This is a genomic window from Candidatus Zixiibacteriota bacterium (assembly GCA_026397505.1).
GTDB lineage: Bacteria > Zixibacteria > MSB-5A5 > GN15 > PGXB01 > JAPLUR01.
On the sequence record JAPLUR010000079.1, the window covers coordinates 1 to 22,821 of the forward strand.

At 50.1% G+C, this 22,821-nt stretch carries 16 protein-coding genes and 1 tRNA gene; 12 read left to right on the plus strand and 5 right to left on the minus strand.

Annotated elements, in window-relative coordinates:
- The 5 genes from NT002_08445 to NT002_08465 all read left to right on the plus strand — a co-directional run.
- On the plus strand, positions 1-381 hold a 381-nt coding region (locus NT002_08445), incomplete at its 5' end, for a sodium:proton antiporter (GenBank protein MCX6829292.1).
- Between the two features lie 156 nt (positions 382-537).
- Positions 538-2,280 (plus strand): peptidylprolyl isomerase, encoded by a 1,743-nt coding sequence (locus NT002_08450; GenBank protein ID MCX6829293.1) that lies wholly within the window; start codon positions 538-540, stop codon positions 2,278-2,280.
- A gap of 3 nt (positions 2,281-2,283) precedes the next feature.
- Complete coding sequence (locus NT002_08455; GenBank protein MCX6829294.1) at positions 2,284-3,597, plus strand: peptidylprolyl isomerase; 1,314 nt, start codon at positions 2,284-2,286, stop codon at positions 3,595-3,597.
- A gap of 10 nt (positions 3,598-3,607) precedes the next feature.
- Positions 3,608-3,850 carry a S4 domain-containing protein gene (locus NT002_08460; protein MCX6829295.1) on the plus strand — a complete coding sequence of 81 codons (243 nt, stop codon included), beginning with the start codon at positions 3,608-3,610 and terminating at the stop codon, positions 3,848-3,850.
- A 369-nt stretch (positions 3,851-4,219) separates the two neighbouring features.
- Complete coding sequence (locus tag NT002_08465) at positions 4,220-4,570, plus strand: STAS domain-containing protein (GenBank protein MCX6829296.1); 351 nt, start codon at positions 4,220-4,222, stop codon at positions 4,568-4,570.
- 93 nt (positions 4,571-4,663) lie between these two features.
- On the opposite strand, the gene NT002_08470 is transcribed toward NT002_08465, so the two are convergent.
- Complete coding sequence (locus tag NT002_08470; protein MCX6829297.1) at positions 4,664-6,433, minus strand: hypothetical protein; 1,770 nt, start codon at positions 6,431-6,433, stop codon at positions 4,664-4,666.
- Positions 6,434-6,580: 147 nt separating this feature from the next.
- Here NT002_08470 and NT002_08475 point away from each other — a divergent pair, with 147 nt between their 5' ends.
- The 7 genes from NT002_08475 (at position 6,581) to NT002_08505 (ending at position 18,347) form a co-directional block, all read left to right on the plus strand.
- Positions 6,581-8,770: a UvrD-helicase domain-containing protein gene (locus NT002_08475; protein MCX6829298.1), complete on the plus strand. Its 2,190-nt coding sequence runs from the start codon at positions 6,581-6,583 to the stop codon at positions 8,768-8,770.
- 113 nt (positions 8,771-8,883) lie between these two features.
- Positions 8,884-9,894, plus strand: a complete 1,011-nt coding sequence (locus NT002_08480) for an HDOD domain-containing protein (GenBank protein ID MCX6829299.1) — start codon at positions 8,884-8,886, stop codon at positions 9,892-9,894.
- A 308-nt stretch (positions 9,895-10,202) separates the two neighbouring features.
- Positions 10,203-10,559, plus strand: coding sequence for a hypothetical protein (locus NT002_08485; GenBank protein MCX6829300.1), 357 nt, complete (start codon positions 10,203-10,205; stop codon positions 10,557-10,559).
- A 23-nt stretch (positions 10,560-10,582) separates the two neighbouring features.
- Positions 10,583-11,818 (plus strand): hypothetical protein, encoded by a 1,236-nt coding sequence (locus NT002_08490; GenBank protein MCX6829301.1) that lies wholly within the window; start codon positions 10,583-10,585, stop codon positions 11,816-11,818.
- A gap of 357 nt (positions 11,819-12,175) precedes the next feature.
- The gene (locus NT002_08495; protein ID MCX6829302.1) at positions 12,176-14,215 is read left to right on the plus strand and encodes a thrombospondin type 3 repeat-containing protein; all 2,040 of its coding nucleotides are present in this window, start codon (positions 12,176-12,178) and stop codon (positions 14,213-14,215) included.
- Positions 14,216-14,425: 210 nt separating this feature from the next.
- Positions 14,426-17,431, plus strand: a complete 3,006-nt coding sequence (locus NT002_08500; protein ID MCX6829303.1) for a M12 family metallo-peptidase — start codon at positions 14,426-14,428, stop codon at positions 17,429-17,431.
- 208 nt (positions 17,432-17,639) lie between these two features.
- On the plus strand, positions 17,640-18,347 hold the full coding sequence (locus tag NT002_08505) for a DUF4145 domain-containing protein (GenBank protein MCX6829304.1): 708 nt from the start codon (positions 17,640-17,642) through the stop codon (positions 18,345-18,347).
- Between the two features lie 1,048 nt (positions 18,348-19,395).
- Here the strand turns inward: NT002_08505 and clpX are convergent.
- The 4 genes from clpX to NT002_08525 form a co-directional block, all read right to left on the minus strand.
- Positions 19,396-20,694, minus strand: coding sequence for an ATP-dependent Clp protease ATP-binding subunit ClpX (gene clpX / locus NT002_08510; GenBank protein MCX6829305.1), 1,299 nt, complete (start codon positions 20,692-20,694; stop codon positions 19,396-19,398).
- Positions 20,695-20,706: 12 nt separating this feature from the next.
- A complete protein-coding gene (gene clpP, locus NT002_08515; protein ID MCX6829306.1) occupies positions 20,707-21,303 on the minus strand; it encodes an ATP-dependent Clp endopeptidase proteolytic subunit ClpP in 597 nt (198 codons plus the stop codon).
- Positions 21,304-21,322: 19 nt separating this feature from the next.
- Positions 21,323-22,618 (minus strand): trigger factor, encoded by a 1,296-nt coding sequence (tig, locus tag NT002_08520; protein ID MCX6829307.1) that lies wholly within the window; start codon positions 22,616-22,618, stop codon positions 21,323-21,325.
- Between the two features lie 24 nt (positions 22,619-22,642).
- A tRNA-Leu gene (locus NT002_08525) sits at positions 22,643-22,725 on the minus strand.
- Between the last annotated feature and the right edge of the window lie 96 nt (positions 22,726-22,821).

Sequence of the window (22,821 nt, forward strand, 5' to 3'; positions counted from 1 at the left end):
CTTAAGACGCGCGGGGCGGAACTCGGTATCACTCAGCCCTGGCAGTTTTTCTGGTGGACCGGTGGATTAAGCTCATTTCTGGATAATGCCCCCACTTATTTGACCTTCTTTACGCTGGCCGAGAGTGTCACCAGGGCGACCGGAAATGCAGATCCTGTCACAATTGCGGGAGTTCATGTAGACCTGCTTCGTGCCATAAGCTGCGGGGCGGTTTTCATGGGGGCCATGACATATATTGGAAACGGCCCCAATTTCATGGTAAAAACGATCGCCGAGGATATGAAAATCAAGATCCCACACTTCTTTGGTTATATGGTATATTCAATATTAATACTTATTCCCATTTTCATAGTGGTGACGCTCATATTTTTCCGGCCATAATTGGCGGAGTTTAAGCGTAGTAGTGGAATCTGGGTGCGGAAAACGGCTTGCCAATTTGGGAATTAAGGTGTATAATAAAGGCTTCCAAATCTGACCTCAGGAACGATTTGGCAGGCAGACCGTATAACGAGTGATTTGATAAAGGAATTAAATTTTATGCAAAAACTTCAATCTTATCTGGTTATTGCTCTGTTAATGGCCGCTCTGGCTTTATTCTTGCCGGGTTGCGGGAAGAAAGCCAACCCGGTTTTGGCCAAAGTCGGCGGTGATGAAATTACCAGTCAGGACCTGAACGATATCTTCGATCGCAGCGGTTCTCGATTCCTCAGCTTTGAGGATGAATATAACAGCCGCCACACTATTCTGGACAGTTTGGTTATCCAGCAGCTTCTGATTCAGGCCGCCTATAAGAAGCGTATTGATGCGTCCGAAGAGGTCAACCGGATTGTCCTAGCCAGCACCGACAAATTCCTGCTTGACATTCTTTATCAGAGGGAGATTACCGACAAGATTAAAATAACGGATCAGGAAGTCCAGGATTTTTATGATAAACTGGAGTATAAGTTAAAGGCCTCTCATATTCTTCTTCCGTCTCAGGAAATGGGCCGCATGGTTATGGATAGTCTGAAAGGCGGCGCCAGTTTTGAGGAGATGGCGGTCAATCATTCCGTCGACCCGTCGGCCCGGACCAACCGGGGAGACCTGGGGTATTTTATCTGGGGCCGGATGGATCCCTCATTCCAGGAGCAGGTTTTCAAGCTGAATCCGGGGGAGATGTCGGAGCCTTTTCAGACCCGATACGGGTGGCATATTGTGAAAATGATGGATCGCGTTCCGAATGACCAGCGGCAGGGGTTTGAGCAGATGAAAGCGGGCATCCGGGCCTCTCTGGAAAACATAAAGACCTCGACGCTGATGGAGCAATTCCGCAACAAGCTGAAAGAAAAGTACCCGGTTAAAGTCGAGATACCCACCTGCGAGTATCTTATGCAGAGGCGGGCCAGTCTTTACCCGCCACAGCTGCTTGAGACTCTCCCCAAGAATGATTTTGATGTCAATCAGCTTGATCGGGATGAAAAGGAAATGGTTCTGGGCACCTGGGATGGCGGCCAGATTACGCTGGGTCAATATTTGGCCACGATCATGACCTTGCAAAGGCAGTATGCGCGACTCCCCATCCCCAATTTTGATCAATATGACTCTTTAGCCAGTTTTATTTTTCAGGTAAATGCCCAGGCAATTCTGGCCCAGGAATCACGCCGCTCAGGGCTTGAAAACGACTCGGAATTCAAGCGCAAGATTAAGAAATTCAAGGAATTAACCATGGCCGACGTGATGGAAAATGATTCCATTCTGATGGCCGGCTCTTCGGATGAAGGGGAAATGCGCACCTATTATGATGGTCATCAGGATGAATTCAAGATTCCTCCCAAAATCCATCTTTATGAGATGATGCTCTCCGATCAGACTGCGGCCAAACAATATGCCGGCAAGGTTTCATCCCTGGAGAAGTTTAAGAGCCTAGCCAATGATCTTACGGAGCGTCCCGGCAAGCGCGGTTCCGGCGGTGATCTGGGGTATGTCGAAGAAAGATTTTTCCCCGAATTGTTCAAAGCGGCCCAAAATACGCCCGTTGGTGATGTAGCCGGGCCGATTTCAATGGGCGGGGGCAAATATTCCATTATCTATGTGGCCGACAAAATGGCTGATGAAATCCGGGATTTTCAGATGGTCAAGCAGACCATAAAGGATACTCTGGAAAAAGGACGGAAGAGGAAAGCTTTTGCTGAGTGGGTCGAGCAACAGAAGAAGGAAGTCAATATCCGGATTTATGAGGACGAGTTGCGGGAAACCATCGATAAGACCAAATATGCTGCGGCTGATAGCGCAAGAGGTTAGCCCTTGAGCCGCCTCAAAAGATTTTGTGCCCTATTGCCGGCTATTTTTATTTTTGGGCTGATTGGTTCATCCGGCTCCGCGATAGCCGGAGAACCGGTTGAAAAAATCGTTGCGATTATCGGCAACGAGCCGATTCTAACCTCCGAACTGGCGGCCCAGATACAGATGACGGCGATTCAGCGGGGTTTCAAGCCTCAGACGAAGGAGGAAATGGAGAAATTCCAGCAGGAGGTTCTCGATCAGATGATTTCCGAGCGCCTTTTCCTGGCTGAAGCAAAAAAGGATACCTCGATAAAGGTTACGCCCGAAGAGGTGGAGCAGACACTCGATGATCATATCAAGAATGTCTCCGGGCAGTTCTCTTCGGAGGACCTGTTTCTTGAGGAACTGGCCAAGGAGGGGCTGAATCTGCGCACTTTTAAAAAGAGGCTGCGGCCGGAAATCGAAAACCAGCTTCTGAAACAGAAACTGATCGGCCAGAAATTATCATCAATTTCGGTTTCCCGGCAGGAGGTTTTCGATTTTTACGGCAAATATAAGGATTCCATTCCCGACCAACCCGAGGCGATTCGACTGGCTCATATCCTGATTACATTTCAGCCCTCCGGTGGAACTGCAGATTCTATCCGCCAGTTAGCCGAGACGGTGAGGAAAAACGCCGCCGCCGGAGCCGATTTCGCCACCCTGGCGGCCACCTATTCGCCTCAGGATGTGGCCGTGGCAGGGGGTGATCTGGGATTTATTTCGCGCGAGGATGTCGTTCCGGAATTCGGGCGGGTGGCTTTTAATCTGGTTCCGGGCGAGATTTCGGGCGCAGTGAGAACGCAGTTTGGTTATCATATCATCAAATGCGAGGAGATCTCGAGCGCCAAGACTCATCTAAGGCATATTTTATTTGAGGTTAAGCCGACCGGAGCCGATTCGCTTCTGAGTTATAAGCTGATTGATTCTTTGATTACGGAAATCCGCAAGGGGACTGATTTCAGAGAACTGGCCAAAGTGTTATCGGCCGATAATGACACTCGCAAGCAGGGGGGGGAGCTGGGTTGGTTTGCTGTCGCCGACCTCCCGCCGGAATTTATCGCGGCGCTCGATAGTCTGAAAAATGCCGGCGATATTTACGGCCCGGTAAAATCGCAGTATGGTCTCCATATTCTAAAGCTTTTGGAACATCAGGAACCACGTGAATTCTCCTTTGAGACCGACTATGATCGGGTCAAAGAGATGGCGCGCCAAGCCAAGACCGGCCAATTTGTCGATAAATGGCTGGCCGAGGTAAAACAGAAGACTTATATCGAAATCCGCCCTCTGCAATAATCGATCGGCGATGAGACTGGATCAGTATCTTTCGGATTTGGGAATAATCAAACGCCGGACGGTGGCCAAAGAGATGACCGATGGCGGCCTCGTTAAAATTAACGGCAGCCGCACCAAGCCGGCCCATCTGGTCAAGGTGGGCGATATAATCTCGGTCAGCGGTAGCCATCCCGTCACATTGGAAGTCCTGGCAATTCCGGTCGGAAGTGTCAAGAAAGAAGACCGGGTGAAGTTCTTCCGCGTCATGGGTTGAAGCCCCGCAGTATTCCGATAACTTTTCTCGTAAAGCAAGATTGCATAACTGACACAGTTGCCGTGATTCCAATATTACCGCCTGCTTTGCAACAAAGGACCCCATGCCTAATCAGAAAATGAAACAAGCATAGGATTTCCAAGAAAATTTCATAAACCTTCCATCTATGCAGGCGATGTAAAGGCAGATGGGCATTTTGTCCCCTTGCGCGGCAAAATCGATTTTGTGCCCCGTTTTTGGCATTTCGAAAAAGTGCTTGATTTTTATGGTCAATTTTGGTAAAATGGACTGAAATTTCGGCCGGGAGAGGCCGTATTTAATTGACATAAAACGAAAACCAGGGAAGCTTTCTTAGCTTGGAGAAATAATATGAAGATTACCGATGAAGTCAAAGGGAATGTGGCGGTTATTCATCTGGAGGGGAAAGTGATGGGTGGCCCCGATGCAACTATGTTCCATGGCAAGCTCCATGAATTTGTCAACGCCGGCAAGAAAAAAGTGGTTATTGATCTGGGTGGTGTGGAATGGATGAGTTCGATCGGCCTGGGAATGCTCATTTCAGCTCTGACAACTCTGAAAAACAACGGCGGCGAATTAAAACTGGCCGGTGTCACTAAAACAATTCAGTCACTTTTGACCATAACCCGGTTGACGACCATTTTTGATACTTCCGATACGGTCGATGAGGCGATAAAAAAGTTTGGAGCTGATTTGGCTTAACGCCAATTTCGGATAATAGACGATAATTTTAAGGCGACCTTCTACCAGGAAGGGTCGCCTTAATTTTAATCAGCTTGATATGCGCCCGGTGGCTCAGTCAAAGCGGTTGTATTTCTTAAATTTCTCCGCATAGAAGTTGGCGCGGGCAGTGTCGCCAATGGCTCGGTAATAGGCTGCCAGTCGGAAACAGGCCGGGAGGGCATACCCACCAGAGAGTTCAGCCGCCTGTTCCATCAGAGGCACACCCTCGTCGAAGTTTTTCTCTCTCATCCTGATATCACCCATAATTTCCAGTGGTATATAGAAATCAGCGGGGGCTTTCTGCAGACATATCCGGCAATACTCAAATGCCGGGGCGTATTGCTTGTTGTGGTGGTAAGTAATGGCCTGAATATAATCGTCGATAAATTCGGAATTTATGAAATATTCGTCCGGCCCGGTAAAAGTCCCCTTTGCCCGATAAATAGCGCTAAATCTCCCGGCTTGGAAAAAAACCGGGTAATATCCGTTGCGAAATTTCGAGGATAGAAAAAGGGCCTTTTCGGCCGGTGCCGATGGCTTGGTTCCGGTCGAAAAGAGTATCAGGTCGGGATTGCGCTCCAGGAGATAAGCGATATTATAATTTCGCTCCTTCCAGCCCGATTGTATTCCCGGAAGAGGGCGGGGATTATGGGCGATAGTACGGTCGGTCAACCCCAGCATATCGATGATTATGGCATCGCAATAGTAGCTGAAAGCACCGATAGTCGTACAGGCGACGGTGAAGCGTCCCGGCCGGGCAGCGTGGATGATATTGGCCTCCTTCTGCATGTTGTCCACCAGCCCCCGCTCGGCGCTGCGAATAACCAGAAGACGTTCCCTCGGGATAAGAAATGTCATAACGCCGATTATGATCAATATCGCATAATTTGCGATCATAGCAGGTTTTTTTCTAAGTTTCAGTATTCTGTCGGCAAACGCATACAATGAGGTTGTGAAAAGAAGGTAGAACGGTGCCAGGAGAACAATAAAGAAGCGGTGGCCGTGAAGAACATCACCTCCCACCATGAGAATGTATACAGCGTATAGGAAACTGACCCACACAAGCAGACGCGCCGCGGGGTTGAGAAGTTTGAACCCCGCGATAGGCAACAAGAGTAGCAAACCATAGAGTCCGTACTGCTGGAGGAACAACCAGGCATATCCGACTCCCGCGACGAAATATTCCGCCGACAAACCGGTTTTGGCATAGAAAGGATTGGGGAGAAGGTCGTGATAATAATACAGGCGAAAAATTATCTGAGGAAGCACCAGCAATCCGTAGAAAAGGATTGTCCTGACAATTTCCGGCCGTCGCGCAGCCTTTATGAATATCGAATAGATAATAATGAGGACGAAGACCAGCCCGCCCTCCGGACGGGTCAGGGTGGCGACCGCCATAACCGGGACGAATAGGATATTCCTTTCGGCGGCGAGATAAAGTCCCCAAAAGACAAGTGCGGCGAAAAAGACCGTTTCCAAGCCGGAAATTGACCAATAGGCGAAGGCCCCGTTGGTCAGAAGAAGCAAAGGAGCCCCGAGAGCAAGAATATTGGCCGACTCCTCCTCTGAATCTCTCATAAACCAGAGGAAAGAGAGAAGCATAATCAACGCGCCGGAAGCGATGCCGATGATTTTTGACATGAGGATATAATCAAGACCAAAACGGCCACAGAGGATCATCAATATTATAAAGAAGAAGTTGGTATATCCTTCAACCTGTTCGCCGGGATTGAACACCAGTCCTTCCCCGGCCAGGAAATTTTTTACATAGCGGTATGATATGAAAGCATCATCCTGGGTGAACGAGAGGGATAGAGCATGCGCCACAAATAGGGCTATCATAAAAAAAAGAATTAGGTAACTGAGGTTCCGCGCGTTCGGCATACATTATAAGAATACACCCAAAACCTCAATAATTCAAGTTACTGTCGTTATCTCTTGCCAAAAAAAATGATATCGTTATATTCCAGTCCCTTTTATGATAATGGTATGGATCAGATACTGCGAAAGTTAAACCCGGTTCAAAAAGAGGCGGTAATCACCACGGAGGGGCCGCTTTTGATTATCGCCGGGGCCGGCTCGGGGAAAACGCGAGTGTTAACCAGCCGGGTGGCCTATATTCTGGCGCAGAGGCTGGCTGAGCCGTATAATATTCTGGCGGTGACATTCACCAATAAGGCGGCCAATGAGATGAAGGAGCGGATTACCGCTCTTTTCGGCCACGATATTTTCTCTTTAACAGTTTCCACTTTCCACTCTTTCTGTGCGCGCCTGCTTCGCAAGGAATCCGAGGCGATCGGGTACCCATCGAATTTCACGATTTTCGATGAGGATGACGCAGTGGCGATGATTCGCAACTGTGTCGACCAGGTCGGCCTTTCCCGAACCCAGTTTACGCCGGCCTCGCTCCGGCGTAAGATTTCGGCGGCTAAGAATCGGATGGAGGGCGCCGCCGTTTTTGAGCAGAAAGCCATCGGGTATTTTGAGAAGCGAACGGCCGAAATCTATACTCTTTATGAGCGGCGGCTTAAGGAGTGCGGAGCTTTTGATTTTGATGACCTGATTATGCGCACCGTGCAGCTTCTGGAAGGAAAAGAAGAGATAAGGAATAAATATCAGGAGCGGTTCAAATATATCCTGGTTGATGAATATCAGGATACCAATCACAGCCAATACAAGCTTCTGAAGTTTCTGATTGGGCCGCACCGGAATATCTGCGTGGTGGGGGATGAGGATCAGTCGATTTACGGCTGGCGCGGCGCCGATATCAGCAATATTCTCAATTTCGAAGAGGATTTCCCCGGGGCGAAGGTAATCAAAATGGAACAGAACTATCGTTCCACCGAGGTAATCCTTCAGGCCGCCTCCTCGGTTATCGCCAATAATGTCACCCGCAAGGGGAAAACGCTCTGGACCGAAACCAAGAGCGGCGACCCGCTCAGGCTTTTCCTGACCGATTCCGCTCTTGATGAGGCCGCCGCGGTTATTGATGAGATTGAAAAGAATCGGGAGAAATCCTCGCTTAAAGAGACGGTCATTCTCTATCGTACCAATGCCCAGTCGCGCGCCTTTGAGGAAGTGCTGCGGCGGCGGAATCTCCCATATCAGATTATTGGCGGGATTTCCTTCTATCAGCGCAAGGAAATAAAGGACCTGGTGGCCTATTTGAAACTTCTGGCCAATCCCAGAGATGACATTTCGTTTCAACGGATAATAAATTTTCCCCCGCGCGGTATCGGCGAAACCTCCGTGGGAAAACTGGCCAAATTCGCCGGCGACAGACAGGAGTCATTTTATCAGGCCTGCTTCGAAATCGAAAAATGCGACGAACTGGGTGAACGCCCCTGTAAGCTTATCAAGCGGTTTCTTGACTTCATGCAACCGTTTATGGAAAAGAAAAAGACTTACAATATCGCCACTCTTTCTCAGGAACTGGTGGATGAGTTGCACCTGATCGAGCATTTCCTTTCCGAAGACCCCATTCTCGGTGAAACCCGGGTCGAGAACATTGAGGAGTTCATCGCCGCCGCGGGAGAATTTGCGGCGGCCAATGAGGAACCGAATCTGGAAAATTTCCTGGCCGAAATCTCGCTCTACACCGATATCGACGCATATCGCGAAATTGAGGACAAACTGACCCTGATGACGCTTCACTCGGCCAAAGGGCTGGAGTATGATGCGGTCTTTCTGGTGGGGCTTGAGGAAGGGCTTTTTCCGCTGGGACGGGCGATCGAGAATCCGATGGAGCTGGAAGAGGAAAGGCGACTGTTTTATGTCGGCGCCACCCGCGCCCGGAAGAATCTCTTTATTTCGATGGCCACCGCCCGAAATCGCTTCGGCGAGATGGAATCAATCCCCTCACGATTTATCAAGGAACTGCCGCCGGCCCTGCTTGAGGTCGTTGATCGGCGAAGTCATCACCGGAATGAATACGGCACCGTCCGCCCGGTCGGCTCGATTCTAAAGAAGGAAACCGGCCAGTCATCGGAGCCGCGGTACGAATATGAGGAAGAGGAAGTTCTCAGGGCCGGTCGGATTGTCCAGCATCCGACTTTCGGGCGAGGGAAAGTAATTCGGGCCGAGGGTTCCGGCGAGGGGCTTCGCCTGGAAGTTTATTTTACCGGCGTGGGGGTGAAAAAAATCATGGCCAAATACGCCAAATTGAAAGTAGTGGGATAGTTTTCGCGTCATGTATGGGGGCGACGCCATTCTCTGACCTAACAAAGTACTAAGCGGAAAACATCATTTTCCGATAGAATTACTATCAAGAGTAATCATCGAAAGGAATGCAAATGGTATCCCCGACACCCAAGGATATTATTTCAGGAATTTCTGAAATAGGCAGCCTGCCCCAGACTCTGGCGGCGGTTCTGAAAGCGCTCAACGATCCCCGCGCCGGGGCCGATGAGATCGCCGGACTCATCTCCCGGGATATTTCCCTTACCTCCCGTATTCTTCGTCTGGTTAACTCGGCCCAATTCGGCCGCCGCCGCAAAGTGACCAGGGTAAGCGAGGCGGTCATGGTCATGGGACTCAACAGCGTTAAGGTCCTGACCCTGAGCAGTTCCGTTTTTGGAATGGTGACCGATAAAGAGCTGTTGCAGAAATGCAATGTCAAAAGGATCTGGCGTCACTTGATTGAAACCGCCAGCAACGCCCGGAGCATCGCCACGCAGATAAATTATCGCGATCCGGAAGAAGCCTTTGTGGCCGGTATCCTGCATGATATCGGTATTGTCATTCTGCTCCTCCATTACCGGGAGAAGTATCTCGAGGTCATAGCCGGAATGAAAGAGGAAAAGGGGGGACTTTCGCGGGCTGAAAAGGAGATTCTGGGGGTGACTCACGAATCTGTGGGAGCGGAGATGTTGAATAATTGGAAACTTCCCACCCCGCTAGAGTATATCGTTCGGAATCATCACTTCGCGGATTCGGCGCCGGTGTTCGGCGATGAGAATATTCTGAATGATATTGTCGCTCTGGCCGACCGCCTTTCGATGGGGCCGTTTGATGAATATTTCCCGAATCTTGAGGAAAATGTCAATTTCGTTCATGAGACCTGCCGTCGGCTCAATCTTGAAAGCGAAGCGGCCAACCTGATAAGAAAGAATTCCATTCTGGAATCGATTAAAATGGCCGAGTATCTCGAGCTTGATATTGGAGATATTCTGGAAATCCTGACTGAAGCCAATGAGAAACTGGCGGAACTCTATTTCTCACTCGAGAAAATATATCTCGAGAAGCGACGGCTTGAATCGATGGTCGGAACCGAGTCTCAGACACCGGTGCTTTCTTCCTCCTGACCCCGGTTTCACAATAGATTTTTCCCATATTTTGGGCGGCCCCCTGAAAGATGAGGCCGCCCATTTACTTACATGTTTCAATTTCCGGGGAAATTATTCCTTGATTTTGCTTGAAAATTATCCATTATTACCTCCGGAATAATCATCAAAGTAGGATTTTTAAAAATGATAGACCTCAGGGTCTTGGGCTCTTCCGGCGACCGTTGGCCGGACAGGCCGGAAGGTGTGACTTTCACAGGGCGAGTATTATCTAAATTTCCGGACTCGGCAAGCGGTCGATTCCGGAGGAAGTATGCAGGAGGAAAATCATGAGTACTTCTTTGAGCAAATTCTACAGGATCCGCAATGCGGATCGCATCAACCTGTCCATAACGATCGGAAACGGGCAGGTGGGGACGACCTATGTTCATCTCGGCGCCGACCAACTGGTGGCCGGGCAAAAGGACACATTTAATATGACGCTGCCCGGTACCGGCCAGGAACTTAATGGAAAGACCCTTTATTGCACTACGGTTGTGGCCGATATTCAGACAATCACTAACGAAACCAGCGTGACCTATGAATTGACCGGGGGAGTGACACCATTCAAGCAAACTCTGCAAGAAACTGTAGCAAGCGAGGGTGATGTGGTTTTCTATACGGCCGCCTTCGACTTCATCATTTAAGGGAAAAATGAAAGGAGAGTTGTATGGGATATCACAGGCATAATTGTCTCCAGTTGCGAGGACTGCCCTCGCGCATCATGTTAATCACTGCCATGATCTTTTTGGGTTTGATGCCGATTCCTATGACCGCGGCAATTGCGGCCGATTCCGCTCAGGTTAATCACAATGAGCCGCTCGATCTGATGACGGCACCCACCGCTCCGGGGCTGGTGCTTCTGGGTACAGCACCGTCATCGATAGAGCATCCCGGAAATCCCACCGATCTGGCCCTGACCATACTAAATCGAATCGACAACTTAAATGTCTTGCCGGAAGACATGGCGGTGGAATTTGCTCCCTATTGGTTATTTTTCGGGAGGAAAATCACTTATTCGGAATTTGAGTCGAATAATCTTGGAGCCAATTTCCTTCAGACTTTATCTTTCTCGATAGCGACATCCTCCCGAGCCGAGACCTCACCGGATACCAATTCGACTTCACTGGGATTCGGCCTCCGCTTTTCGATACTCAGGGGGGAGATTGACAAGGGGTTTGAGGGCTATGCTGACAGGTTGGACACGCTTTACAAATATCTTGATACACTCGCGAAGGATTTCGACAGTGTCTTGCGCGAGCGGTCGGATGGAGACCCCGTTTTACTGGCACTGAAGGGTTTAATGATGACCGCCGGTGCAGAGCAGCAAACATGGGTAGAGAAATCAATCGGCCTGCGGCGAGAGGCAATTAAGAATGAACTGGAAAGAGAATTTCGCGCCAATAAAGAATCTGATATCGAGAGAGTTCGGGAAACAATTTCAGGTATGAAACTCAGGCGGATCGGTTGGAAACTGGATTGCGCCGCCGGGCTGGTGGTCGATTTTCCTCAGCGGCAGTTCGACAAAGGGGATTTAAGCCGGTACGGCGCCTGGCTCACGGGCGGATATGAATTGGGAAATCTCTCTGCCATCTGGCTGGTGCGGCTTCTGGGCAATCAGAATAAGCCCGATGAGTCCTCGTTCGATCTGGGCGGCCGGTTCAACCTGAGCGGGTGGCGGCAATTTTCAATTGCCGCCGAGAGTGTCTATCGGAAATACCACAAGCATCCTGTGGATAAAGAACAATGGCGCCTCGCTTTCCTGTTCGACTATGCCATTGCCAGGAATAAAACGCTGTCGTTTACTTTCGGGCGTGATTTTGAAGGGAATAAATCGGGGAACCTTCTCTCGATGGTCAACCTGATACTGGGCTTCGGCTCCGACCGCCCCGTGACAAACCGATAGGCAAGAGGATTCCTTTTTTTTCGGGAACTAGACGTTCAACTCAATGAAAAAGGCACAGTGATCTGAGGCCCCCTTAACAATTGGGTTCGTGAGATGACATTCACTGGCCGGAATCAGTTCGAATCCGGCTAAAAATGATATTGTCCTGGCTGGGGTGACAAAAATTTGATTTGCTGAAAGGGGCGGAAATTGTTTATATTAAAGAATACGGATATGAAGACTGTTATGGCTGCAGTTGCCGACAGTCACGGTTCTTATCGCATTGATGCCGTGAACGGAAGACCTTTATAATATCGGAAATGCTATCGTAATTATCTTCGAATATTAATTCACCGCTAATGAAATGGGATGAAGAGTATGCGAACCATCAGAATAAGCCGACAGATATTGCTTCTCTTAATAGTAATGACCCTTACGACTAATAACGGGGCAGTAGCCAAATCAGATGATTATCACGGCAGCAGCATGAACTCAACGCTGATAGCTGCGCCGCGACAGCATCTTGCGGTAAAAAGCACTCGCGCCGATTTTCCCTTTGCTGCGCTCAAAAGCGAAAAGGGAACCGTCTCCAATGTGACCGGTTCGAATTCCAATGCCGTTGTTTCCATGCTGCATCCGGGTCTGGCAAAAGCTCCCACGGGGCTGCTATTTCGCGCCTACGAGTATCATGACGGCGTTTCACCCAATTGGCTCGTATATTGGAATACATCTTCCGATGGCGGCGCCACCTGGAGCGGCTGTTGCGCCTGGGATATCGCCAATGCCTCTTACCCCTCAACCGAATACTGGGGTGATACCACGAGATTTTTCGGCACCATTGTAACTCCTGCTTCTTTTCTTAACGGGGGAGCCATTATCCTTTTGGAATTCGGCGATCCCACTAACATTTCTACCTGGGCGGGACGCTGGGCCGATTTCAACGACCTTGGCTGGCACCATATGAAAATGAATGATATCTCCTGCGACAGCAGCCGGGGATCTTGGAACTGGGGATTTCAATCGATAGTAATAAGTCGCACTTATACCAACTCCAACATGACCGATGCCCCCGCCATTTTCTTCCAGCTTGACGGCACCGGCTTAACCATGATCGACTGGTATGACAGTCTTGACGGCTGCCGTTCGACCTCCGCCACTATCGATCATGTAACACAAAAAGCGTATGCGGTGTACGACCGCTATCATCCGGGCAAAATGCAGTGGCAGCTTTTTATCCGCCAGGATAATTTCGGCGACTGGGATGCTCCCGGCGCCGCGCTGGCCAAAGCTTATACCGATTCCACCATACAGATTGCTTATCCGGATGTTGCCGTCGATAATGGTCATCTGCTGGTTGTGGCAAATGCTTTTGCGTTACCGGATTCAACCGATAAAGATGTGGTCTGCTGGCATACTTCCGATGGCGACATCAATCATCTCTCCAATCCTGTTATTATCGCCGGAACGGCCAATTCCGAGGAGCATCCCAGAGTTTCCCATATCGCCGGGAACAAATTCGTGGTTACTTTTGTGAGGAGCGACACTCTTTTCAACTCTTTCACCTGCAATGGCGGCGCCGATTGGAGCAGTCCTTCGGTGGTATCCGCCACAGGCGGCGATGCGGTCAGCGAATATCGTAGCGCCGCGATCGCTGACGGGGGTACAAGTATCGGCTGGGAGTACAAGAATGGCGCCGACACCCGTCTTCGCTTTGCCTCGCCGATTCCTCTTGATTCTGATGCCGATGGTCTGCCCGATTTCTGCGACAATTGCCCCTCGGTATCGAATCCCGGACAGGAGGACGGTGACGGTGATGCCGTTGGTAATGTCTGTGACAATTGTCCCAATACCGCCAATCCCGCGCAGACCGATAGCGATCTTGACGGTTTGGGCGATTCCTGTGATCCCTGTCCTCTTGATTCCAGCAATGATATCGACCATGATGGGATATGCGGCAATCTCGATAATTGTCCCGCCCTACCCAATCCTGATCAGATGGATACTGATGTTGACGGTATCGGCAATGCCTGCGACAACTGCCCGGCTATGGCTAATCCCAATCAGGCCGATAATGACCATGACGGTCTGGGGGATGCCTGCGACCCGGATGATGATAATGACGGAATCCCTGATCTGACCGATAACTGTCCCACGGTATCCAATCCGGATCAGCATGATTCCGATGCCGATGGTATCGGTGATGCCTTCGAATTCATCTGCGGTGATATCAATAACAACGGCCTTGTCAACATACAGGATATCACCTACCTGATAAATTACTTGTATAAGGGCGGCCCGGCGCCGGTGCCGGTCTGGCAGGCGGCCGATGTGAACCATTCCGGCAATCTCAATATTCAGGATATCACTTATCTGATTAATTACCTTTATAAAGGGGGGCTGGCCCCTATCTGCTTTTAAGAGGATTCAATTCTATTTTGAGGGATAGGCAAGATGCCTATCCCTCTATTCTTTTTGCTTTCATCGCATGAATGCCGGAGTCATAAGCAGATGTCGCTTGACAGGTAGGGGAATTTTGTTATATTGAATCATAAAGAAACTCTTCAGCCGTTACGACAATATACTTGTCCATTACACCATCGTCTTATGAACCTTGAGGAGGTCCCTGTCATGTCCTTTCATAACTTTTGCAATCACTCCAAGATAAGTTTAAGTTTTCTGCTTGCCGCAACAGTGCTTTTCCTTTTGGCTTTTCCGTCATTATCTATGGCCTCCATCGACCAGACCCCCCTGCGGCCGCTGAATATCCTGGAAACAGATATGGCGGAGGAAGTAATTATTGTCGGAGCGGAGCAGACCGGTTATGATGCTCTCAAATCCGGAACCGGCGGCCGGATAGTGCAGTTTCCGCTTCCCACCGGCGAAATACTGGATCTGGACCTGACTCCTTTTCAAATCACCACTCCCGACACGAGGTTTCTGATCGGCGGCCCCGGCGGCAGTGTCGCAACACTTGCGCCGGAAGTGATCATGTTTCGGGGAAAAATCGCGGGGGATGAAACAAGTTATGCCTATCTGGCTTTCAGCAATCGGGGCATGGGGAGTGGTTATGTTCAGATGGACAACGGGGAGATTTATTATCTGTCGCAGACACCGCAGGAGGCGGTGAAAGGATGGAATGGAAAAATGATGATCAGCCGAAAAGTTTCTTCTGGCGATCTTCCCTCCGGAGTCGATTTCTGCGGTGTCAAATCGCCCTCAAATCCGATTATGCCGCCCGCGATGAAGGCGTTACAGCAGATTGATCGGGGACGCCGTCTGGCCAATATGGCGGTCGACAGCGATAAGAAGTATTATGATATATTCGGCGATGTGACCGCCGCGCAGAGCTATATGCTGATGGTTATAGGTGCGGTCAATGACATTTACATGCGCGACCTGGATCTGAAACTGCTTTTGAATTTTGTCCGGGTCTGGCCGGCCGGTGCGGAACCATTCGGCGCCGATGACCTTGGCGGGTTCCAAGACTACTGGATTGTCAATGAGGATCCCTCGCAGTACAATTTCGTTTACATGTTCAGCGGCCGCCGCGATCTCAGTTATGGCGGCCTATCTTATGTGGGCGGTACCTGCAGCGGCTCGGCCACCTATGGCATTGTCGGATTCTTTAACGGCAGTTTTCCCAATCCTTTCGGCGCCCCAAATCTGGGCAACTGGGATGTGGAATGCACCGCGCACGAAATGGGGCATGGCTGTGGCTCCTGGCACACCCATGATTATTACCCGCGCATCGACAGCTGCTATTATGGTTACCCCTCGCGCGGGACTATCATGAGTTACTGCCATACCTGGGCCGGTTTCCAGACCAATATTGATTTGATCATGCACCGTCGCGTTGAGGAGGTAATCGAGGCCGATTTCGATGCCGGCGCCTGCATGCCGTACGATTGCAACGGCAATAATATCGATGATGCTATCGACATTTCCCTTGGCGAGAGTCTCGATATCAACAGCGATGGCATTCCCGATGAATGTCAGGACTGCAACGGGAATCTGATCCTCGACCCGACCGATATTATCAACGGCATGCCTGATATTGACGGCAATGGCGTTCCCGATGGATGTCAGACAGACTGCAACACCAACGGCATACCAGACAGCTACGAGACCGCTCAGGGTCTGGCAGACGACAACAACGGCAATAATGTCCCCGACCAGTGCGACCCCGATTGCGACAATAACAGTGTTCCCGATTTTATCGAGATTGCCTCGGGTGCCCAAGAAGATTTCGACCGGAACAACATTCCCGATATTTGTCAGGACTGTGACAATGACGGCGTCACCGACTGGATAGACATGGATCGGCAGCATAATCTCTTTGTCGCCGATCAGAGTGATCTGGTGCACGAATTTCACCGGGCGAGCGGTTATCCCATTCGTAATGTTGCCGTGGGAGCTGTCTCCAATCCGCACGACCTTGTTTTTGGGCCGGATCGCCGGCTATATGTTTCCAGTTTTGACGACAATCGGATTGTGCGGGTGAATGTCGATAGCAATACAACCGCGACCTTTGTAACTGCCGGTAGCGGTGGGCTGATGAATCCGACGGGATTGGTTTTCGGGCCGAACGGCAATCTTTTTGTGGCCAGTAATGGAGATTCCCGTGTTATTCAGTACAACGGTACAACCGGGGCTCTTATCGGAACCTTTATCGCGGCGGGCGCCGGCGGTCTGGTGCAGCCGTACGGCTTAACCTTCGGACCGGGCGGCAATCTCTTTGTGGCCAGTTCCGATAACCGAATACTTGAATATTCCGGCACCACCGGTGCTTTTGTCAGGACTTTTATCACCGCCGGAAGCGGCGCGCTCAGCGCCCCGAGGGGGCTGGCGTTCTTCCCGGGCGGCAATCTTCTGGTTGCGAGTAACGGCAACGACCGCATTCTGGAGTATAATCGGACTACCGGCGCTTTTGCAAAGATTTTTAATGACTCCGGCGATCCGGTCTCGCCGTGGGGAATATGTATCGGTCCCAACGGTAATGTTTTTGTTTCCAATAATGCCGTCTCGGCCGGATTGGGGTATGTCGTTGTCCTTCAATATATGCCGGTGGGACGGTACTATATGCGCTATGTCCGGGGGGCCAATAACGGTCTGGTCAATCCGACCGGAATCGCGTTCCGCCCCTCCTCGCCCCATGATTGCAACGGCAACGGAGGGCTGGATGCTTGCGACATTGCGGAAGCATCATCACTTGACGAGAATCACAACGGCGTTCCCGATGAGTGCGATAGTTACGATTTTGATATTGATGGCGTGCTCAACGCCAACGACAATTGCCCGTTCACATCCAATTCCAATCAGGCGGATGTTGACGGCGACCTTGTCGGCGATTTATGCGATAACTGCCCGACCGTATCCAACCCGGATCAAGCCGACAGCGACCATGATGGAATCGGCGATGCCTGCCCGTATCTTTGCGGTGATGTCAACAACAGCGGCGTAGTGAACATACAGGATATCACTTATCTCATCAGTTATCTGTATAAAGGCGGCCCGGCGCCGGTGCCGGTTTGGAAAGTTGGCGATGTTAACAATTCCGGAATAGTTAACATTCAGGATATTACCTATCTGATAAGTTATCTATATAAGGGAGGCCCGGCCCCGCACTGCCAGTGACCTGCATAATTAAGCACATCACTATGTCGGCCGCCCGATCAGGTTTGCAAAATAGAGACTTGACATTGCCGCTGAATCCAATAATATTAAGATAGAGATTGGCAGGTTATTAGAAATAAAGCATCGGTAATAATGCATAGGTGCCGCGGAATTTATTGGTATCGTATGGGTGGACGCCGGTTAGCGTGTACTAAAAGAGAGATGTGGAATGACAACTCCTACTATAAAAACTTTCATAATTGACTGTCCTTGGTGCAAAGCAAAAGTTGCTGCGATTGAGCGTGGTCGAGCAATGGAATCTGGATATAACGACGCTGCAGGCGAGCCATATGGTATCGCTCTTTTTATCGGGGAGTGTCCCAGTTGCAATTCTCTGCTTGCTGGCGAATCGCACCAACTAGAGTTTGAGGGATTTGATTCCCATAAGGATAGATGGTCAGACATCGTCAGGATACATCCCAAACCCCCGAAAACTTTCCTGAGCTACCGCATACCAAATGCTGTGCGCGTCTCGATTGCAGAAGCAGACAAGTCATTGCAAGCCAATGCCAATCTTGCGGCCTGCGTGATGCTTGGTCGCGCACTTGAGGCTGTTTGTCGAGATTTGCTGGTACCATCTTCCTCTCCGCCGCAGACAGCATCTTTAAGTGCAATGCCCACAAAACCTATTATGCTTGGCGAGGGAATTCGCAAATTGAAGGACAATGGACTTATTGATGAACGCCTTTATGATTGGAGCCAGCAACTGCACGCGTTCCGCAACATTGCAGCTCATCCAACGGATGACTCTATTTCTAGAGAAGACGCAGAGGATTTGCAATCCTTCGTTTATGCCATCATTGAGTATATTTATGACCTGACAGATCGCTATAATGAATTCAAGGAACGAATTGTAAAGAAAACGAAAAGAAAATGAGCGATCTATACTATGCGCGGCCCGCCGCGGCCAGTCCACATCTCCCGGGAGGTCGGTAACGCGCCCAAATTATTGCACCCGGCATGTCGCCGTATATAGAAAAACCGATATCCCTCTGGTCAGTTGAATAGATCGAAGGCCTCGTAATTCTCACACTGTGCCGCATTCACTAGGGCATGCGCACATGGTTCATATCCTGCTCTAGTGCATAGGTGCAAGATCCGATAATATCTCACAATATTGGGGTATTCCCGTGATATAGCTCTCTAAACTTATCAATATTTATGTCAAGAAGGGAGTTGCCGCTGCACAAATGGGAAATGACAATTGCCTGATATAAATCTGACAATTGAGCCCTGAACTCCTGTTCCTTATTTTCCTGACGGTGCTCTCGTTCGTTACCCTGCGAGTTGATTTTACAACTCAAACGATAAATTCTCCATGACACCCAAAACATGCCTATGGCTGCCAATGTTGAGGTCACGCTAGATATTACCATTATGAAATTCATAATGATTTCCTTTCCATCAAAAATCAAATATTGGACGATCTCTTAATTATTGCTAGTGCACTCTCATTCCTAATATAAAATATATAGGTTTCTGTTGGGCTGTCAAGTACTCATATTTGATACGGTTGCTCAATCACAAAATTGATGCAACTTCAACGGTGTTTCAGGCCTTCCTCCATTGATAGAATAGCTGCTGCTTACATTTCTGCAAGCAAAATGCAGTTTGTTGCTGTGTGCGCGGCCGGTTGCGCCTGATCCACATTTCCCCGGGGGGTATGCGCGCAATTCGCTGCTGCCCGTATGTCGCCATATGTGGAAAAGTGTCCGTTCACACGCTCGGCTGGCCTCGCGCAAGAACAGAGACAACACCAAATGCCAGGGCGTTTACGCCCACCCCACCCATGGATTCTGGCTTTCGCCAGAATGACATTCAGGCAGTGGCGGGGTACATCAAAAGGGGCGACCGCGAAGGTCGCCTCTACAAAAGCAGAGGGTCGACACCAGTCGACCCCGACAAGTAATATGGGATATTATACCCTACGCGGTTTGCTTTTGCGCTTTGCGGATTATTTTCGGTTTCCCTTTATGGGTAACAACCTCGGGAGTAATCACGACCTCCTCAATATCATCTATGGAGGGTATCTCGAACATCAAATCGAGCATCGCCTTCTCGAAAATGGCGCGGAGAGCGCGCGCACCGGTGCGCTTTTTCTCGGCAATGGCGACCGCCTCCCAGAGCGCCTCGGTCGTGAAAGTCAGTTTGATTCCCTCCATTTCAAACAGGCGGGCGTACTGACGGGTAAGAGCGTTTTTCGGCTCGGTCAGAATTGTGAACAGGGCGTTACGGTCAAGAGGGCGTAGCGGCGCCACTACCGGCAATCTTCCGATCAACTCCGGTATCAACCCGTATTCGAGCAGGTCCGACGGCTCGACATAATCAAGAATCTCAGCCGATTTATGGTTGATATCGATATTTTTGGCATCAAAGCCCATCTGCTTCTGCCCGATACGGCGCGCAACCGTCTTCTCGAGACCTTCAAACGCGCCGCCGCAGATAAAAAGTATATTGGTGGTATCGATAGGTACAAAGGCCTGCTCCGGGTGTTTCCGTCCCCCTTTGGGGGGAATATTGGAGACGGTACCCTCAAGGATTTTCAACAACCCCTGCTGGACACCCTCGCCGGAGACATCACGGGTGATAGAGGGATTGCCCGAGGTGCGGGCGATTTTGTCGATCTCATCGATATAGATAATCCCCCGCTCGGTACGGGCCTGATTATAATTGGAGGCCTGATAGAGCCGCACCAGAATATTTTCGACATCCTCGCCGACATATCCGGCTTCAGTCAGGACCGTGGCATCGGCGATGCTGAAGGGGACTTTAAGGTACTTGGCCAGGGTGCGTGCGATAAGGGTCTTGCCGGTACCGGTCGGGCCGATCAAAAGTATATTCGATTTTTCCAGTTCGATATCGGATTGCTCTTTGCCTTTATTGCGGCGGGCATCGGCCAAGGCATTGATCCGCTTGTAATGATTATAGACCGCCACCGCGACTGTTTTCTTGGTTTCCTCCTGCCCGATTACGTACTGGTCAAGGAAGGCCTTTATTTCGGCCGGGCGGGGAAGCTCGAGAGTTTCGGTCTCATCGCCCATTTCCGGCGAGGAGATGAGAATGTCGTGGCAGAGACTGACACAATCATTGCAGATGAACGCCTCGTACCCGGCAAAGAGGCGTTTGACCTTGGAGGCCGTTTTGCCGCAGAAATTACAGCGATGATGCGAACCGTATGCCCCCTCGTCATCCCCTGACGAGCCGCTTCTATCTTTTTTGGTCAATCCAATATTCCTTTATTTTTTCTCTTTCTTTTTGTACTCATAAATTTTATCGATCAGTCCGTAATCGACCGCTTCCTGGGCCGACATAAAGAAATTCCGGTCGGTATCCTTCTCGATTTTCTCAAGCGGCTGGCCCGTATGCCCCACCAGAAGCTCGTTCAAGCGCTTCTTGGTATTAGAGAATTCCTTGGTCATGATTTCAATATCGGTGATCTGACCCTGGGCGCCGGCCATCGGTTGATGAATCATGATACGGGAATTGGGCAGAGCGGCCCGTTTACCTTTGGTGCCCGCAGCCAGAAGGAACGCGCCCATCGAGGCCGCCAACCCCATACAGGTGGTGGCAACATCCGGTTTGATGAACTGCATGGTATCATAAATGGCCAAACCCGCCGTGACCGAACCGCCGGGGGAATTAATATACAAAAAGACATCCTTCTCCGCATCCTCGGCATCGAGAAAGAGAAGCTGCGCGATCACCAGATTGGCGATATGGTCATCGATCGGCGAGCCGATGAATATGATTCTGTCTTTCAAGAGACGCGAGTAAATATCATAGGCCCGCTCCCCGCGCCCTGTCTGCTCGACCACCATCGGTATAAGAGTCATTTATCTTTCCTCCGTGAAACTAAATTTCTTCATTTTCTTTCGGCTTTTGCTCGGCCGGCTTTTCGGCCGGAAGGTAGGTTACCTTTGACAGGAAAAAGTCAAAGACCTTGTCTTCCAGCAACGATTCCCGAATTTCCGGAATGCGGTTTGATTTGGCCAGAACCTCTCTGGCTTTATCAATTTCCATGCGGTAATTCTCTGCGAACCGTTTTATCCAGTTTTCGGTATCAATCGGCAAAACTTCAATTTTTTCAAGCTCCGCCAGGCGATGATAAAGGAGATTCCAGGTTATAAAGCGAATTGCGGTCGGGCGGTATTCCTCGCGGATTTTGGCTTCATCGAATTTGCGATAGTTCTCTTCTTGATCCTTGACCACTCGTTCCAGGTAATCGTCAATCATGGCTTTCGGTATCGTCATCTCATTTTTATCGACTATCTGGCGGACAATTTCGTTTCTTTTCCAGCGATTTTGGTCGGCTTCTTTCTGCTTCTTTAAATCTTCCCGCATTTTGAGCCGCAATTCCAGCATAGTCTCGACACCGCCGATCTGTTTGGCAAAGGCATCGGTTATCTCCGGGAGAATCACCTCTTTGATTTCGTTCAACCGGCAGATGTATTTGAGGGTTTTGCCGACAAACCGTTCATCAGAGTAATCAGCCGGGTAATTGACCGCGATCTCTTTTTCTTCGCCCGGTTTCATCCCCGGCAGCAATTCACGAAATTCCCTGACGGTCAGGGGACTGGAAAGATCGATTTCATTCCCTTTGAACTCGGTCCCTTTTAGAATATTATCGGGGTCCTCCAGCTTGACCAGATCAACAGTCAGAACATCGGTCGCGGCGGCGGGACGGTCGACTTTTCGGATTTCGGCATTCTTTTTCCGGAGGTATTCCATCATGTCATTCACTTCGGAGTCTTCAACGGTCAACTCGATAGTCGGCAACTGAAGGCCGTCATAGACAACCTTCTCAATAACCGGCATTACTTCCACGCGGGCGGTATAGGTGAGTGGTTTCCCCTCCTCCAATTCATATTTGGGGATAGAGGGAAGCGAGATGACATCGAGATTCTGTTCTTTGACCGCGGCCGAATAGGAAAAGCGAATCAGGTCCTCCAGGACGTCCTGATAAATGGCGTCATGAAATTTCGACTTGATAATGGTCAGGGGCACCCGACCGGGGCGGAACCCGGGGATCTTGGCTTCCTTGCGATAGCGATGATAAATTTCCGCAAAGACCTCATCGACCTTTTCCGCCGGAACCTCCACTTCGATTTCGCGCACCGGGCCTTCGGACAATTTTATGACAGATTTCAATCAATTCTCCTCTGCAAATGTTTCTGCGAAAGGGGGGATTTGAACCCCCACCCGGTTAAGGACTGGATCCTAAGTCCAGCGCGTCTGCCAGATTCCGCCACTCTCGCATTTGGCGGCAAAATATAGCGGTTTTGAGATATTAAGTCAAGAATGACACCGGAGACTATTTCCGGGGGGGCATCGGCCCCTGAGCCGTCGGCTAA

What these genes read in the sequence shown, in the direction of transcription:
- clpP (MCX6829306.1), bottom strand. Translation starts at nt 21,303, where the DNA reads ATGACTCTTATACCGATGGTGGTCGAGCAGACAGGGCGCGGGGAGCGG.
- NT002_08470 (MCX6829297.1), bottom strand. Translation starts at nt 6,433, where the DNA reads ATGATAGCCCTATTTGTGGCGCATGCTCTATCCCTCTCGTTCACCCAG.
- NT002_08495 (MCX6829302.1), top strand. Translation starts at nt 12,176, where the DNA reads ATGCGAACCATCAGAATAAGCCGACAGATATTGCTTCTCTTAATAGTA.
- NT002_08465 (MCX6829296.1), top strand. Translation starts at nt 4,220, where the DNA reads ATGAAGATTACCGATGAAGTCAAAGGGAATGTGGCGGTTATTCATCTG.
- NT002_08500 (MCX6829303.1), top strand. Translation starts at nt 14,426, where the DNA reads ATGTCCTTTCATAACTTTTGCAATCACTCCAAGATAAGTTTAAGTTTT.
- NT002_08485 (MCX6829300.1), top strand. Translation starts at nt 10,203, where the DNA reads ATGAGTACTTCTTTGAGCAAATTCTACAGGATCCGCAATGCGGATCGC.
- NT002_08460 (MCX6829295.1), top strand. Translation starts at nt 3,608, where the DNA reads ATGAGACTGGATCAGTATCTTTCGGATTTGGGAATAATCAAACGCCGG.
- NT002_08480 (MCX6829299.1), top strand. Translation starts at nt 8,884, where the DNA reads ATGGTATCCCCGACACCCAAGGATATTATTTCAGGAATTTCTGAAATA.
- NT002_08490 (MCX6829301.1), top strand. Translation starts at nt 10,583, where the DNA reads ATGGGATATCACAGGCATAATTGTCTCCAGTTGCGAGGACTGCCCTCG.
- NT002_08505 (MCX6829304.1), top strand. Translation starts at nt 17,640, where the DNA reads ATGACAACTCCTACTATAAAAACTTTCATAATTGACTGTCCTTGGTGC.
- NT002_08450 (MCX6829293.1), top strand. Translation starts at nt 538, where the DNA reads ATGCAAAAACTTCAATCTTATCTGGTTATTGCTCTGTTAATGGCCGCT.
- NT002_08475 (MCX6829298.1), top strand. Translation starts at nt 6,581, where the DNA reads ATGGATCAGATACTGCGAAAGTTAAACCCGGTTCAAAAAGAGGCGGTA.